The sequence below is a fragment of the Flavonifractor sp. An82 genome, assembly GCF_002159265.1.
Classification (GTDB): domain Bacteria; phylum Bacillota; class Clostridia; order Oscillospirales; family Oscillospiraceae; genus Flavonifractor.
Window position 1 is genome coordinate 1 of sequence record NZ_NFHG01000005.1, and the last position, 16,585, is coordinate 16,585.

The following is a 16,585-nucleotide window of genomic DNA, read 5'->3' on the forward strand; positions in this document are numbered from 1 at the left end:
TAGTGGCCATCCTGTCAATGCACCATGACTGCGGTGACCATGCACCATTTCAGCGGTCTGAGTGCACCATTCGTGCGGTCTAAGGGCACCGTTTCAGGCGGCGTATTCAAGGAGTCGTCGTCGATCATCATGTAGATCTCTTCCAGCTGTTCCCGGTCAAAGGGCACGTCTGTCCGCTCCGCGATTTTACTCAGAAGAGACTCCTCCACTGTGCCCACCATCTCCAGCACCTGATTCGGCGTAAAGCGGACGCCGGCGGCCAGCGCCTTTTCCAGAAACTTTGCGGTAAAGGCTTCATCTTGAAAGGCCAGTTCCTGCGCCACTTCCCATACCTCATCCGCCGGTCCGTAATCGGTCAGGCGATAGGCATAACTTTTCTGAGTGCTGGGCGACCAGTCGTAGAAGCCTGCGTAGTAATCATCCCAGGTCGTCTGTCTCATGGCTAATACCTCATGCAACTCTTACGGCTCCGTCTCATAGGGCCAGGTGTTGATACCACCGAATTCATAGATGCTGGTGTAGCCCAGGTCCGCCAGCGCAGAGGACGCGGTCTTGCTGCGATTTCCACTGCGGCAGTAGACCAGCACCGTGGAATCCTTCTTGGGAATCACCTCGGCGGCAGTTTCTTCATCAATCGTACCCACCGGCAGTAGCACGGCGCCGGGGATGTGACCACTGTCGTACTCGTCCTGCTCCCGTACATCCAGGATAATAACCTCTTGGGTATCCATCATTTCTTTGGCTGCTTCCTGGGTAATCTGCTCATAGGAGCCGTTTGCGTCATTCCCACCGCATCCGGTCAGCAACAGTAGGCAAAGTAGCAGAGGCAAAATTCGTTTCATTTGAGTTCCTTCAGAAGTCCGGCGGCAAAGGCTTTGTGGCCCTGCTCTGTGAAGTGTACGCCGTCATAGACCAGGGAGATGTCCCACCTTCCGGCGTCGGCAAAGCGGATGCCCATTCGTTCCGCAAGGGCCTGACAGAGCCGGGCAAAAGTGCAGGAGTCGTCTATGAGCTGTGGGCTGGACACCCACGCTCCCAGGGTCACCGGCGGCGGTGCGATCAACAGGACTTTACTTCGATCCATGGAGACACCGGAGAGGAACCGCTCCAACCTCCCGGCGGCCTGCTCCGGGCTTCGGCCCTGGAGCAGATCGTTGGTTCCCAGCATGACGATCAGCAGATCTGTGTCATCTGGGAAAGCAGGAGCCGCAGACGGAATTTCCCGGCCATTCTGTCCCATGTTGCAGACGGTCCAGCCGGTTTCCACGGCCAGAATGTCCACCCATCGACTGTCTGCATCGTAACGTCCACCGAAATAGCCTTGGGGATCGTATCCGTAGGTGTTGGAGTCGCCGAAGCAGATGACCTCCATTGACCATTTTCCTTTCTCTACATTACTTAAACTGCCGGTAATAGTCTTCCAACTTCTTATCTCAGCTCTGTTTGATTTCTTGTTTCTCCTCTCAGGTTAACTTCTGCCAAACGGACTTATCCACTTGGATCACGCCCAGGGGCTTGGCGTGGTAGTGCATATGTATACCCCCGAACCGCTTGAAAGGGTTGTACGGGATGTTACGCTGGGTTTGGATATCGGCATAGCCGCTTTTGGCGTAGATACTCCATCACCACCCCAGCCACTCTGTGGGTCTCGTGGAACTCCCGGAAGTATGTGATGATACTCTGAGATGTCAACTTATAATCTATAGTTAGCAAACTCTTAGTCCCTTCATCTGGTACTCTACCGTCCGGAGCGATCCACCGACAATGGTCTTTTAAAAACTGTATATTACAATCCCTTTTCTGCCAAAATCATACTAAACTCTGTACGTTCCTTATTACATTGTTCGTTATACATAGATTCAATGTCTTGAATTAGCATAAGTAGTTTCTGTTTTCGTTGTCCTAACTTCTCCAAACCCGCCGTAAGAGATCTTCTCTCTAAAAAACGAAGAAATGACAGCTTAGAAAGCTGATTATTTTTTTCCTGAATGCCTTTTTCGATTTGTAAAAGCTCGTGATGAAGTCGTTTCTTTTCAGCCAGATACCGAGATTCGAGTTCTTTTAATTTGGTTAAATGAGTATTTTCAAGCTGAGAAAACAAGTGTGCTCTCTCTGTTTTTATACGCTCTTGTTCCTGGCGAGCTGCCTCAAGGTCCCGTTCCCGGCGTGCTGCATCAAGGCGCTCCTGTTCCTGGCGTGCTACATCAAGGCGTTCCTGCTCCCGACATGCCGCTTCAAGGCGTTCCTGTTCTTGATTCTTTAGTGTTTCACTGTCACGCTCTTTTTGCTTTTTTTCAAGCCACTTTACCATCAATACAGGATCATCGAAAATGGCAGGATCTACATTCTCGTCATAACCGTCAAAAAAGTCGTCATCATTGTCCTCCTCGAAACCTTCCTCCTCAAAATCAAATTGCTCAAGTTGAGCATCATCTATATCACTATTGAGTTCAAGTTCAAAACTGATTCGGTCAATTTCGGCAGAAATATTATGATGCTGATTAAGTTCTTCCATTCCAGTGTACTTAGGCTCAACATAATCGTCACCATACACGGTTTCAAAAGCAACCAGATTACTTTGAATTATTTCCTTTATCTCATCTTTGGAAAAAGAAATATCAGAAGCCAAACTCTTAGTTATATAATCTGCTGGCATTAACCCATAAGATGCTTCTTCAAAAGAAATCGGTCGAATGTAGTACTCTCGAGCAACTGCATATAAAAAGTCGTGGAAGTATTCATTACTTGTCGTAAGAGAAATATTTCCAACACAAATTCTGTCGATTATGTCATCGTAGTCCATTCCGACATTGCGCCAATCAGACAAAATATGAGAACAGACATTATTTGCGAACGAAACGATATATTTTTCACAATGTTTGAAAAATACTATGCTATGAGTACAGTTCCAATATCTTTGCATCAGATGGTGAATGTCTGCTACACTTTGACTTCGGCAACGATTCGAGAAGTTGACTGTGATAGAGTAGATTTGAACATTTTCGTCGAGTTCATCAACAACTCCTGGCCATTTAATATCTGCCAATAAAGACACATTATCCATCAGAGACAACAGTCCACGATCAAAGCGATTCAAAACGACATCTTCTTTTGAATCAATATAAAGAGCTTCATTCGATGTGTGGTTTCGATAAATAGGAAAAGGGGTGATTACATGGCCAGCCTCGAAGAGCAGTGATAACACATACTCATAGAATAGCTTATTGTCCATATAATCACCCCCTTAGCCTCAGCCGATCAGTTTTGCGAGTTCTTCATCATAAGAAAGGCCAGCAATTTCCTGTCTAAATGTCGTCAGAACCTCATAGAGCTTATTCATATAGTCGTCCCTGGTAGAGCAGCCATCAGTAAACTGCTCGTACATTTCTTCGATGCCACCTCGGACATAGGAGTGGAACAAATCCATGTTCGCTTCAAACTCTGCTTTTTTATCCTCCTGCGCATCATAACGAAATGCACGGTCCACACGAATAGAAGGTTCCAAATTGGTGGTTTTATCGAGTAACATTACCATACGATACAGAAAAACGCAGTTTTCTCGTTCAGTAGCATATGCATCTGCGTATATTCTTGCTCTGTCATCAGAAGTAGTATCGCGAGGTGCGGTTCGCTTGTACAACAACCCCCAAATTGCAGCGTTCATATAGACATCTATGTATCGCTCAAAAATCTTGGCAGAAACTGGTGAAGAATCATCGTCACCTTTGGCTCCAGAGTTTTTTGCGGCCAGGAATTTTAGATAAGTAGCGTGTTTTCCGGTAATAGTGTAATCGTTCTCAAACATTCCTTACCCCTCCTTACTCCAGAACTGTATAGGTTTCGCTATGCTTCTTCAGGGTATATTGCTTACCAACACGAGAAGCCATAACCGGTTCAGCGTAATGCCAGTCTTTCTGCATTACAAACATAATAACCTGCTCTGCAATTTCTGGAAGAACCTTCGAGATATTTGCAGTATGAATTTCATCAGCATTTGAGAACGGAGCATCCATTACCAACGGATAGGGTTCCGAGGAAAGATTAAACCCTTCCTCACCGGCATTGGCAACCAACTTTTCTTTTGCCAAAGCGACCAGCCCTGCAATAAATGCAAAACTCTTTACACGATTGGAACCCTCGGATTCACCGGCAGCGATCTCTTTATCCTCAATCGTGGTCAGCAAAGTGACCTGGTACCGCTGATCGATAGAAACCCTTCGATGTCCATGATACATCTGTTCAAAAATATGATTGACTTTTGTTTCAAGAGCGTCACGGATAAACGTTTCCTTTTCCTTGTATGTAGAGGAGAGCCAATCAAGAATTTCTTCCGCATACTGGATAAACAGCATGGTTTCCTTGTTCTTCCCAGAAACAGCGACCAGACTATCATAGACTTTTTTATAGCGTTCAATATCGTTCTTCAATGTCGCATCCTCTCGAATCAAACGCTCTTTTCTGTCATTCAGGTCTTTTAACCGCTTTTTCACATCAACCAGTTCTATCTCATACTGTTTCATATTTTCTTTGCCCTGGATTTGTACACTAATGTCGGCAAGTTCGTCCTCCCACTCCTGAATACGAGCCTTAGAGCGATAAATTTCCTGATAACGAGAGGTTAAACTCTCATAAATATGGTCAGCATTTTTTGAGAACGAGGAAAGTTTCTCTCTATAATGACGAACTGTATTGCCAATTGACTCAGGCGGAACATAATTCAACTCGTCCATCAAATGCCTATAAGCGTCATTTCCCTCGCAGATTTCTGCGCCACAAATGCATCTACCACGCTTTAAAAGTTCCAAAATAGTAGGCGCTGTTAAGTCACGGATTCCTTTATCATCAATCTTTGTGGCGGCAAGAAAGTCATTTGCCTGGCCAAGCAATGGCTGTGCGAACAGTTGCAAAGAGCCTTTGCTGAACTCCTTGAAGAACAGCCCTGTAGTGCTCTCCATGGAACTGCTCTCTGCGGAAAGGCGACGCTCAAGATCTTCTTTCTTTTTCTGCAATGTGGCAGTCGATTGATTATCACGCAGAATATCATCCAGCTGGCCCTTACGAGCTTCATATTGCTTGATTTGGGAAGCACAGGTTTCAAGCTGATCCTTGATTGCGTCACGCTTTGCTTCAGAACTTTGAATCATGTCTAACGCATCGCGGGCCCGTTTATCGCCATCGGTGTCCATTGCACTATAAAGTTTTCCTAAGACTGTTTTTTTGTTGCCTTTGGTTCCGATGTGTTTGATGGCACTATCCATAATTGAAAGCCCCAACAGGCCCTTAACAGCATCTGAGACATCTTTTCTGGTGCTGATACTACGCACACGCTCTGTATCAAAGAAGAAGTATGTAGACAGGTCTTTCGGAAGAATATTCTCAATAACATTCTGGACTTCTAATGCCCGAACAGATTCTGTCTGACCGTCTGGTTGCTTATAGGACACCTTAACTTGACTTTTCTTGGCACCGGAGACTTTGTTGTTGGCGCAGAGATACTGTTGAGAGCGAGAAATAATATACTCAACGCCATTATGAATCACACAAATCTCAACAGATACAGTTTCAGAGTCACCATTGGTCATGCCATTTGCAACTTCCAAATTCAGCAAGAAATCAGGATTATTGTCAAACATAGCCGTTTCATAAAAGCACCAGTTAAATGCCTGGAGCAAAGTGGTTTTACCATAAGTGTTATCGCCAAGAATGATAGTTACATTCTGATTCGGATTGCAAGAAAACTCAACCGCAGTTGTCCCCTTGAACTGTCGAAAATCCTTCATTTTCAGCGATTTAATTAACATAAAACCACCCCCTTAAAAACCTTTCTTCGCCTCAGAGGCAATTATCCTTCTGATGTGCTCGACCATCTCATCCGTGGTCTTGTCCTTTGTTCTCAAATTTTCCTGCTCTGCTTTGAGAATCTTTATTTTCATTGCATTCAGTTTTTTAGGGTCAATACCATTCTCATTAGACATATTCCTCATCCTCCGGATCATTGTCATCAAATTCTATTTCGTAGGCACTCATAATCCTGGAAATCAATTCATCAGAATCGAAAGGATTCTCCGCAATGGAAGCAAAATCCTTCATTCGCAAAATCTCTCGCTTTGCCAGAGACTTACCACTTTCTAATGTCTCGGCATCAACATGGTCTACGCATTCGAGAGCGAATGGGAGGGTGATGAAATCATAAATAACGGCAAAGTTTTTTCCATTAAAGAGTCGTAGCACTCGGCCTCGCCTCTGTACATACTCCTTAGGATTTGTGCTGCTCGCCAAAATGAACGCTGTTTTGATGCTCGGAATATTCACACCTTCATCCAAGCATCTAATAGCAACTACAGCTTGCAAATGGTCACCAGCATCAAAGTCGGCTTTTATGCGTTCTCTCTCTGCAGCATTCTCCTCTGAAGTAAACTTGGAAACTCGCATTCCCAAGTCATTTCCCAACATATCCGCAACAAGATCAATCTGCCTAATGTCATCAATGTGTGCCTTGCCCTCTTTATAATCAACATCGTGCATGGTTGTTGCACCGCAGTAGACCAACATATGATTATCATCTTTGTGATCCTGCATCAATTCTCTCAGAACATCAATCTTTTCGGCCGCACCAGATACCAACCGTGCTCTTTTAATGAGTAGCATCTTTGCATACTCACTGAGAACAACCTTGCCATGCTTATCGGCATGAACATTTTTTCTAATTTTTGCTGTGATGTCCAGATATTCTTCCAGCTCCGTTGCACTTAACGAAACGACTACCGGGTAATAGTAATATGGCGTGAGCATTTTATTGTTGATGGCATCTTTAAGGGTATATTCAATGCACTTTTCGCCAAAGTAATCATAAAGTTTGCTTGTACCCTCAGAGTCACCGTGTCTGTCAATTGTAGCAGAAAGTGCCAGGCGGTACTTCATATTATCCACCAGCGTGGTACTAAGGTTTTCTGCACCGAAATTGTGAGCCTCATCGACCACAAGAACGACATTGCCATGCATTTTTTTGACAATGCTCTGAACATATTCTCCAGAAAAGGTTGCATTTGTGGTCACAACGCAGAAGTGATTTTGTACTCCCAGGTTGAAGCTGGTTGCTGCTGTTTTAAGGCGTTCCTTCCAATTCTTCTGCGTGGATACCGAATAACATACTATCGGCTTCATTCCAAATGCAACTATATCATCCTTCCATTGTTCAACTAAGTGTTGATAAGGACAGACAATAAAGACTGCAAGATTCTGCTTCGTAGCCTTATATAAAGCTGCAATAGCTGCAAGGGCTGTGTAGGTTTTACCTGTTCCGGTTGCCATATCGAAGATACCACGATAGTTGTTTTCTGCCCAGTTATTAATGGCTTCGATCTGATATGGACGCATTTTCACCTTGACGGGAATGTGCGGCCCACTAAAGTTGTTCTCTATATCAACTGGTAGGAGGCTGTCTAAGCGATCATCCGAAAAGCTATCATCAAGGTTCAAATCCGTTTCGTTAGAGGTTTGGTATTTACTGACGATCAACTCAGACACCTGCGGGAACTCACGAACACGGATGCTTGGTTCATAATCATTCCACATTGCATTAAAGGCAGATTGTTTAGCCAATACCCGCTCTTCGTCGTTTGACCACGAAGTAAACACATCAACAGCCTCATAATTTTGCCTGAAAGCATTGAAGCTTTCATTCATGGAACCGGAAAAAGCAATAATATTATTGTCCTTATCATACATCAGGCCCATCTTTTCATGGAACATTCCAACAGAATTATCTGTCTCCAAGAATGCAATTTTGATTTCCAGAACGCCAGATGCTATCAGGTTAGATAACAAATTTAGTCTCTCGGATGCCTGAAGGCCTATTGGTTCAGATAACTCTCTGATAAGAGCCTCTTCTATTACATCATCTCTTCGCCTAATACCTTCATTGATTGCAGCAACATCTTCTGCTGATAAGCGTGGCGAAGCAATCAACTGTATTTTACCACCGTTTTTCACGAGCCCGCATATACCGAGAGACATCTCAACTAATGCAGTAGACGAGAAGAAGCCTACGGCTCGCTTATAAAGAGTTGCTTCTTTTAAGACAGGAATATAGAAGTCTTTGATGACATTATCAAGCCGAGAGCGGTATTCCTGCTTTATATCAATCTCAGTAAAGCTCACCCTTTCACCCCCTACTTATAGATTTTCCTCGATATAACCAAGAGCCTGGATTAACTCTTGAAAATCTTGTTCCGTTGTAAAATAACTTACACTAAATCGTATTGTACCAGCAGGATAGGTTTTCATAAACTCATGTGCTAATGGAGCACACTGCAAACCAGTTCTCACAGCAATACCAGCCTTGTCGAAAATTTGCCCTGCGCTATCGCTGCTAATCCCATCAATAACGCAAGATACTATGCCGACATAATTATTTTGTGGGTAGTTGCCGATAACTTTAATGAACCAATAATTGTCCAAGATTTCGAGCAAGCGCAGTCTATTTCTTGTTTCTTTTTCACGCAAGTTCGAAATTGATATTTCGTCAATCCACTTCAGGGCTGCGTTTAGACCCGCAATTCCACTAATGTTCATGGTACCCATCTCGAATCTTTCAGGGAGGGAACGCGGCATATTTTGGTTTGCTGACTCATAACCGGTTCCACCATAAATAACGGATGGTAAATCAATTTCTGGTTTCATTATAAAACCTGATATGCCGGTTGGGCCATAAAGTGTTTTGTGTCCTGCAAATATTGCAAAGTCAAAAACGGAGGAACCCACATTACAATCGACCAACCCGGCAGTTTGGGCCATGTCTGCAACCGTATAGGCGTTGAATTGTTTGCTCAACTTGAAAATGTCTTCTATAGGGGCAATGAGGCCAAATACATTGCTCGCATGACTGATAATCACCAGGTCTGGCTTTTCACTTTCAAATTGGTAGCGTATTCTTTGGATGTCATAGACCATGTCATCGGTGACTGCGAGCTTGTGAACATTGATCTGGCCACTCTCACTATAAGAATGCAGAGTGCGTGTAACTGCATTATGCTCAAATGGACTGATATAAATCTCTTTGACTCCGCTTCTAATCAATCCTTGCAGGACAATATTCAACGCCACCGTTGCTGTTGGCGTGAATACGACTTGTTTAGCTTGGCAGTGCATAAGGTCTTGTATTAACTGCCTTGTTTCAGCAATCAACGCACCCGCTGACACAGAAGCTCCGTATTTGCCTCGACCTGCACTGGCACCGTTGCTTCGATAAAACATATCCATATAGGAATACACTACTTCTGGCTTGGGATATGTAGTTGCTGCGTTATCAAAGTAAGCCATATTCACCCACCCTTAACACAACTTTTTCAATACTTCCATGAGAATCTGACGCTTTTCCTGTTCCGTAATCGAGTGTCCCATGGAGTCAATATCTGAAGTAATCGCATTCAGTAGCAGCTTTCCTCGCTTGGAAATCTCCACTCTGTCAAAGCGTTTTGTGATTGCAACACCGCTCTCTTCAACGAAGGTAACATGATAATTGCTATCCGCATGATCATTACTTTGCTTTTCTGCTACGGAATGATACTGTTCTGCAGTTGCTTTATTCTGATTAAGTTTCTTGGAAAAACGGCTGTGTGTGTTATCATCCCAATCTTCCAAACGCAGGTCGGTGCAGATCTTTGCCAGCCGTGCAATAAAGGTATCTTCATCATTCGTCATAGATTGGAACAAAGCCAGGCATTTCTCTGTCCCGTCGGGGAACAATTGCTCATATGCTGTCCTGTCGAGCGATTCGCACCAGTCCTTAATAACAGAAGCGAGAGATGTCATGCCAAATCTTTTGGTGTGAGGAGCAGCAAAAAGTTCCTTCACTTCTTTTACCAGCTTTTTCTTTAACATAGATAGAGCATCATCAAAATATTTCTTTGCTGCAGCGACATTCTCAACCACGCCGGGTGTAAACTCAGCTGCATAACCAAATGCTTCTGGAAGACGCTGAAACAAAAGCTCATGGGCACCTGTGTTTTGTCTAAGCAAACGGGCAAACGAAAGGTATCTTTTATCTACCTTATCGCCAGAAATAGTTTTCTTAATCTCTTTTGAATATTTGGGCAGGGACATATACCAGCGGCGCATTGCAAAGACAACATAATCATGAGCATTGTTTGCTTTTTCTGCCTCAATTACATGGTCACGGAACAACTCAGCCAAGGAGGAAACAAATAATTCCTTTTCTGGATTCCAGTCCAAGTAAGTGATAAAGAATGCTGACGGCTCTGCATTAATTTGCAATAAGGTATCTGTAGAGGTTGGCACTTGGCCAAAGCGATCTGTAATCAGAACACTTTGCCGGAACTCATGCATCACGGCAGCAAGGTAAATGGGGATCAAACCTTTTCGCATACCGATATGATGCTCGGCGCTCGTTAGGCGATAATACAAATCGCCAAAGTTCATTTTGCCCTTTTGATGTGCTTCACGAATGAACTCCACAATAGTGGTCAATGTGTTTTCCAAATAAGGGTCATCCGGGCAGAGGTTAATCTTCGGGATGCCCGCTTCTTCTACTAACACGCCAGTACGAATCAAGGTACTGCGCATAATAGACACTTCCTGACCAGAGCCAGTTAGCCCAAGCCCTTTTTCCAATTCATTTCTTAAAAGGCCGGAAATAATTTTGCTACGACTATTATAAGCAATAGAAGTAATATCGTCTTTGTTGATTGCCTCATTATTGATAACGGGGGTCTGGGAAAACACCTTGTCACAAATATCTGAAATCAAACCTGTCAAGGAAGCCTTGCGCCCGATCATGTGTTCCTTACCCTGATAGATATAGCGGGCCATGTATTTTTCTGGCTGCGTGTACGCCTTGATATAGGCGTTAATTACTTCTCTCAGATCTTCATAAATGACTTCGTACTCATCAAACAGGACTTTGTCATCAATTGCGGTCTCTCTAAGTATAGATACCGCATTAAATTCAGCAATGACCTCTGAAATATCTGTATACTGATTGGGAACAACAAAAATGGCTTGCTCTGCTTGTCCGCTGGCAGATAAAAGGACTTCTTTAATTTCAGAGAGATTTTCCGCACTATGCGGAATAATCCCATAAACAACACCGTCACCAGGTATGTTTTCACTTTTAACGCTCCAGTTTGTTTCCGCAGACACCTCTGTCGCATTGACAAACACAAAGGAGAAATATCTTGTCATCTCCCGTTCATCGTTGTACCTGGAAGGATAGACACAACTGTCAAAGTTGACTTTATTCAGGGTATCTTTCACCGAAGCCTTGCCTTTTGGACTCGCCATCATATCGTGAATTTTCTGCTGAATATCCACGCCTGAAGTTTGTTTGAGCCGCAAATAATTGTTACTGCGCTTCAGATATACGACATATTCCTTCCCAATCAAATTGTCGATAGCAGTTTCTACTTCTGGAACCGTATATCCCACAGAAAAAATACCAACAAGCTCATCATGAGTAGGAGCGAGCTTCTCAAACTGCTCCAAAATATAGATAAGCGAAAGGGTTTTTACAATTTTGCTCTCAAGAGAATCATCCTCAATTTTGGCCAAGATAGTTGCGGTCAGCTGGTAAGTCTTGTACAAATCGCTGGAATAGACTTCCTTTTTAAACAACGGCTCAAAGTAATCATAGATCATGTCGGGCGTAATCATGCTAAAGCTGTCGTCATGATACCGATCCAGAAAGTTCGGCAATGTTGCCGCACCATTAGCGGACAGGAAGGTAAACAATGTGCGCTCGTTCTGCGCAACACACTCAGAAAGGCGTGGGAGTATAAAAATAGATACTGGATGGAGAGGATAACAAGCTCGGATCATTGTCCCCAGCTCCATAGCACTCATTTCAGAAAAAAGTGAATGGCCGACATACCGTTGAGTTACACCATCAAAGTTTTCTTTATAGGCATGACAAAACTGCTTCCACATTACAGAATTTTTCTGAATTACGGAAGCAATGATTTCATAAGTCTGCGAGAAGTTATTATTCAGATGGATATGCGTGAAACGCTCAGATACTCCTCGCCAGCCGTCAACCTTTTGCTTTGGCAATGTATCGATGTAATTTGAGATTTCCTTATGCGAAATAAGCATAAGATGCATCTGCAAATTGCCGCTGCGATTACACTTTTCTGCAAAGTCCTGAAGCATCTTTGTATCACTTACAGATGCCTCAGATATATTGGCTTCAAGATACTTGCTGAATTCATCATAGATCACATAGACGCCGGTAAACCCTTTTCCCCGAAGGCTTTTTACAACTCCTTCGTATAGCTCCACCACATCAAAGCCTAAGAAAGGATTGAACACACTTCCTGCGGTAAGGGTGGGATAAATTCGTTCAAACTTTTCATAGGCCGTAATGTTGTAATCTTCAAGCTCACTGATGAACTTGCTTACAGGGACATCCAGCAGCTTCTTAAAATCCTCGAAAGTATTGGGGAAATCTTTCTTCCACCGCTCAATGGCATGAATCGCAGCTCTATAGTTTGTTTCCGGCATAATATCAAGCAAATTGTTTTCTGTGAGAGTTCTCTGAAGAGCAAGCAAAAATGCTTGAGTCAAACTGGTATTACTGCCGGTGATTATGATAGGCAGAATCTTATTTTCACTGTCGTAATAATTCTTTACGCAGCTTTGAAGTTCCAGGTCATCATTTATTTTGGGCAGAGTCTTTTCAAAAAGAGAAAGATCACGCTTCATCAGCATAGCCATAATAGTAAGGACAATATGCGATTTGCCTTTACCATAGGCACCTATCAGAACTCTGGCTCTATCCGTTGAGTTGTTTCTTGTGCTGAGCAAAATATCCTCAAGGAGTTCAAGCGCAGATCTCGTTGGGATAAAGTTTTTTAATTTGTCATCATTGTTCAGATCATACCCGATGTTAACGGAATACTGAAACCCTGACGCCACAGAGATCATTTTACTCATAGTCTAATACTCCTCAGTTATGCTCGTTTAGGCTCGAATAATACATCTCAACACAGGCGCTAAAATCCTTGTCAGAGAGAATCCTGATAATATCCAAACCGGCAGTCCTAATAATTTTAACTTCTCCCAATTTTTCAACCACTCGCAACAGGTCCAGCATAGAAATCGCATCAAGATTGAATACCTTGCCAATGTTGCACGGAGCAGTGAGCAGCTCATTGAGGCTAATCTCTTTTCTCCCTTTTGACTGATCCTGAATAACTGCAAGAGCGACCCAGGGATTGATTGAAGCAACAGAAGGAATCGTTTTCTTATAAGTGCGGCGCACTTTGCTAAGAACATCCACAAGCCCCAATTCACCAAAAGGGCAGTCAATATTATTTTCCGGGTTGTTCCTGGGAGAACCACTCCTAAATTTGGGGAGATATGTGTTGATGATGCAAGTAAAATCATCATTCAGTGATCTAATTGCAACAGAAGTGTTTGGCTCGTTCATTAGAACAAAGTTTTGTAGATTTGCCACAAAGTCTTCTTTAGTAAACTCGGACATGGTAAACTCGTTGAAGAAATAGTACCATGCAGTTGCATCTTCCTTATTACTTGCAAGTTTATATTGCAAAAGGAATAAGGTTCCAGTTTCTTCAATGAATCGGTCATGCTCAAAGATAGCTTTTCCAAGTTTGGTAAAACGCTGTGTCCGGCGTCCAGAGTTTGGCTCTATCGTTAGCCCAACAGTTTGAAGCCAGTATCTTAATGCTTTGACCATGTTAGAGCCAATGCCAAGTACATCCATAGGCGGATCATTTTTATCTATAAAAACATCTGGCTTATTGCAGACATATTTCATGCCCTTACTCAGCCATCCTTTGCGGATGAAAAAAGTATCATGGGCTCTAAATTTCATAGCCATATCGCTACCTCTGTTCTAATTACTTTGTTCTTAGGTACTTATCCATCATGCATCCGCCATCAAGATACTTCGGTGTAACACACATCTTACAGTGAACACACTTGTCTGGGTTAATGTAGTAGTTATCGCCAATAATAGAAATTGCACCCGCTGGGCATAGCGACTCACACTTCAAACATTTGCGGCAAGCATTAAATTTGCGGATCTGATAACCGACCATCCGCTGTAAATCATCGTGGTCAGCAACATTCATAGTCCGAATTTTTACTGCATAATCGTACCCCTGTTGGCCAAACGGTTGAAGCGAAAGTATCGGGACATTTGTTCTACTGTCCAAAACAAGGACTTCGTTAAGGAGCTTCTGACCGAGTTCAGGAGCAATGCGGCCAAAAGGTGTGAACATCCCAACAAGTTCATCATCAAAGGGACGAACCAAACGATAAATCTTGGCATGCTCCTCGGTAGTACAGTTGGTAAATTTAATTTTAACATCTCCCGCAGAGGCCAGACCGTTTCCACCTTGACGAGCTTTCCATTTTCCTGTGTCTACATAGACTTCAGGATCAGGCTTTCCAATCTTTTGAGCAAAAGACACCAAGAAGTCCCGCCATTTTCGGGACTGCTCCGGCATATAGATTCTCGACAGGAACTGTGCTCTCTGATTATTATTCGGACAACACCAGCAGCCAACACGATCATAACCAAGACGATATGCATCATTGAAATCAATTTTTTCGGCCAAGATATAAAGCCAAATATCGAGATCTTTCCAGAAGAAAATCGGGGAGGCAACCGTCTGCTGTTGGATTTTTACAGACTCCGCATCATCTTCGATCCGATTATATTTGCTTCTACTAACGGACTCGGATTTTCGAATTCCATAGAAAGTCAAAATCCTTGAGTCTCTATACAACTTATTGATGATTCGAGTAATTGGGCCAGTCTTAAACATAGAGCAGCACCAGCGCATCATTCGAGCCGGCGGGCCAATATCCTCGCAAACATCGTAAAAGTTCTGTTCATTATTTTTGGCAATCCAGAAACACTGCTCATGCGCAGCATTGAATCTTTCGGCATATTGAATCGTATACGGAAATTCCAAAGTCGTATTTCCAAAAATATGCGTCAGTTCAGGATTGCTCAACGCTTTCGTAACTAAATCAGCAGTGACGGTCGAGTCTTTACCGCCTGAGAACGACACAACAATATGTTCCTCATCAAATTTGGCAGCAGCGCGTTTCACAAACCGATGTGCCTCGTCAATAAGATAATTAAGGCGGTCTTTATTGGCCTCAATGAATGTATCAATATGCTTGTCGAAATGCACATATGTATTTTGGGGTGCCTCCTGTTCAAGAACTTTTGCAATTGCTTCAGCATCTGCCTCTTGAAAGGTTTTACTCGAAATAGAAATTGATTTTCCATCAATATAATAGCGGCTGTTAGAAGCCCACACAGACTTTTCAATTAATTCGTGAGGCTTTTTCCCTAAAAGAACCTCCAAGAGTAACCGCTCCTGAGGGAAGACAGGTCGAAGATCCGCAGTCATGTATTTGGTATTAGATTTACAAATCGGGCAAGTTCCTTTGCCCACTTGCTTTACCGACTGAATAATGGGAGTATTACAGTGGCTGCACCAATAGATTTCAACAGGAAGATCCTCGGTGGTTTCACCGCCACAGATATGGCAGTATTGTTCATTTGTCTCTATATTGCAATTCTTGCACCACATCTGCAATCACCTTATTGTCAAACATTCTAACATACTAAAAGTACAATAATCAGGACTCCTGCTCTGAATCCAATTCTACTATATCTTCTAACTTGCAATCTAACACATTACAAATTTTGCTCAAGACCTGGGTAGATACATCGCCACCCTTTCCCATTTTGGCCATTGCGTTTGTAGTAATGCCCGCCATTTCTATCAGATCTTTCTTCATCAAATTCTTGTCAATCAGCATTTTCCAAAGTTTATTATAATTCATAACTACTGTTCACCCCATAACTATCTTCCCAGTGATATGAAAGTGTCTTCTGTTCATTATACGACAAAACCCACAAAAATTCAAAATAAAATTGATTTTTCCAATTTTATAATCCAGTTATATGAATATTCTTGATATAGTGACAAACAATGTAGGATTTCAGATCTATAATAGTAAATTTAAATGGAGTTCCTAAGCCGTTCCAATATCTCAACATCAGCCGGGCAAAACTCATATCGTTCTATCTCATCTACCATAATCCACCGAATATCGTTGTGCTCCAGTTTCTGGGGAACACCCTCACGAATGGTTGCATGAAACAAAGTTAGATGAACAATCAGATCTGGGTATTCATGGGTCACATCCATAAACACCTCGCCGACATCCACTGTGACAGCCAGTTCCTCCTGGCACTCGCGGATCAGCGCCTGCTCCTTGGTTTCGCCTGGCTCCACCTTGCCGCCTACAAACTCCCACAGCAGCCCTCTGGCCTTATGGGCCGGGCGCTGACAGATCATAAACTTGCCCTGATCCCAGATCAGGGCTGCTACTACCTCAGTCATGATTTCTACCCCTGTCTTAAAAAATCAAATATGTGCTGTGTTCCCAGAGAGTGGACACTGTTATGCCCAGTATACTTATATTTTCAATATTCGACAAGCACTTTAACCTGCCGGAATAGATTTCTCGCTGTTCCATCTATAAATTTAGTAACCTCATTGTGGGCACTGCCATCATT

General features: G+C 43.1%; 14 protein-coding genes. All 14 read right to left on the bottom strand.

Going from position 1 to position 16,585, the window contains the following annotated elements; genetic code table 11:
• Positions 1-14 precede the first annotated feature (14 nt).
• On the bottom strand, positions 15-440 hold the full coding sequence (locus B5G34_RS07160) for a hypothetical protein (RefSeq protein WP_087335623.1): 426 nt from the start codon (positions 438-440) through the stop codon (positions 15-17).
• Positions 441-461: 21 nt separating this feature from the next.
• Entirely contained in the window at positions 462-806 is a 345-nt protein-coding gene (locus B5G34_RS07165) for a rhodanese-like domain-containing protein (protein WP_343286559.1), read from the bottom strand.
• Between the two features lie 32 nt (positions 807-838).
• Complete coding sequence (locus B5G34_RS07170; RefSeq protein ID WP_087335627.1) at positions 839-1,372, bottom strand: GDSL-type esterase/lipase family protein; 534 nt, start codon at positions 1,370-1,372, stop codon at positions 839-841.
• Between the two features lie 414 nt (positions 1,373-1,786).
• The gene (locus B5G34_RS07175; protein ID WP_087335629.1) at positions 1,787-3,232 is read right to left on the bottom strand and encodes a hypothetical protein; all 1,446 of its coding nucleotides are present in this window, start codon (positions 3,230-3,232) and stop codon (positions 1,787-1,789) included.
• 18 nt (positions 3,233-3,250) lie between these two features.
• Positions 3,251-3,805, bottom strand: a complete 555-nt coding sequence (locus B5G34_RS07180; RefSeq protein ID WP_087335631.1) for a hypothetical protein — start codon at positions 3,803-3,805, stop codon at positions 3,251-3,253.
• 13 nt (positions 3,806-3,818) lie between these two features.
• Positions 3,819-5,801: an AAA family ATPase gene (locus B5G34_RS07185; protein ID WP_087335633.1), complete on the bottom strand. Its 1,983-nt coding sequence runs from the start codon at positions 5,799-5,801 to the stop codon at positions 3,819-3,821.
• 12 nt (positions 5,802-5,813) lie between these two features.
• Positions 5,814-5,975: a hypothetical protein gene (locus tag B5G34_RS18895; RefSeq protein WP_204245922.1), complete on the bottom strand. Its 162-nt coding sequence runs from the start codon at positions 5,973-5,975 to the stop codon at positions 5,814-5,816.
• Entirely contained in the window at positions 5,968-8,160 is a 2,193-nt protein-coding gene (locus tag B5G34_RS07190) for a DEAD/DEAH box helicase family protein (protein WP_087335636.1), read from the bottom strand. Before B5G34_RS07190 ends, B5G34_RS18895 begins: the two co-directional genes overlap by 8 nt.
• A gap of 15 nt (positions 8,161-8,175) precedes the next feature.
• Positions 8,176-9,321, bottom strand: coding sequence for an aminotransferase class V-fold PLP-dependent enzyme (locus tag B5G34_RS07195; RefSeq protein WP_087335638.1), 1,146 nt, complete (start codon positions 9,319-9,321; stop codon positions 8,176-8,178).
• A 12-nt stretch (positions 9,322-9,333) separates the two neighbouring features.
• Complete coding sequence (locus B5G34_RS07200) at positions 9,334-12,948, bottom strand: hypothetical protein (protein ID WP_087335640.1); 3,615 nt, start codon at positions 12,946-12,948, stop codon at positions 9,334-9,336.
• Positions 12,949-12,961: 13 nt separating this feature from the next.
• A complete protein-coding gene (locus B5G34_RS07205; RefSeq protein ID WP_087335641.1) occupies positions 12,962-13,858 on the bottom strand; it encodes a DUF4007 family protein in 897 nt (298 codons plus the stop codon).
• 19 nt (positions 13,859-13,877) lie between these two features.
• A complete protein-coding gene (locus B5G34_RS07210; RefSeq protein ID WP_087335643.1) occupies positions 13,878-15,590 on the bottom strand; it encodes a phosphoadenosine phosphosulfate reductase family protein in 1,713 nt (570 codons plus the stop codon).
• 49 nt (positions 15,591-15,639) lie between these two features.
• On the bottom strand, positions 15,640-15,846 hold the full coding sequence (locus B5G34_RS07215; protein ID WP_087335645.1) for a helix-turn-helix transcriptional regulator: 207 nt from the start codon (positions 15,844-15,846) through the stop codon (positions 15,640-15,642).
• Positions 15,847-16,025: 179 nt separating this feature from the next.
• Positions 16,026-16,409, bottom strand: a complete 384-nt coding sequence (locus B5G34_RS07220) for a (deoxy)nucleoside triphosphate pyrophosphohydrolase (protein WP_087335647.1) — start codon at positions 16,407-16,409, stop codon at positions 16,026-16,028.
• Positions 16,410-16,585 lie beyond the last annotated feature (176 nt).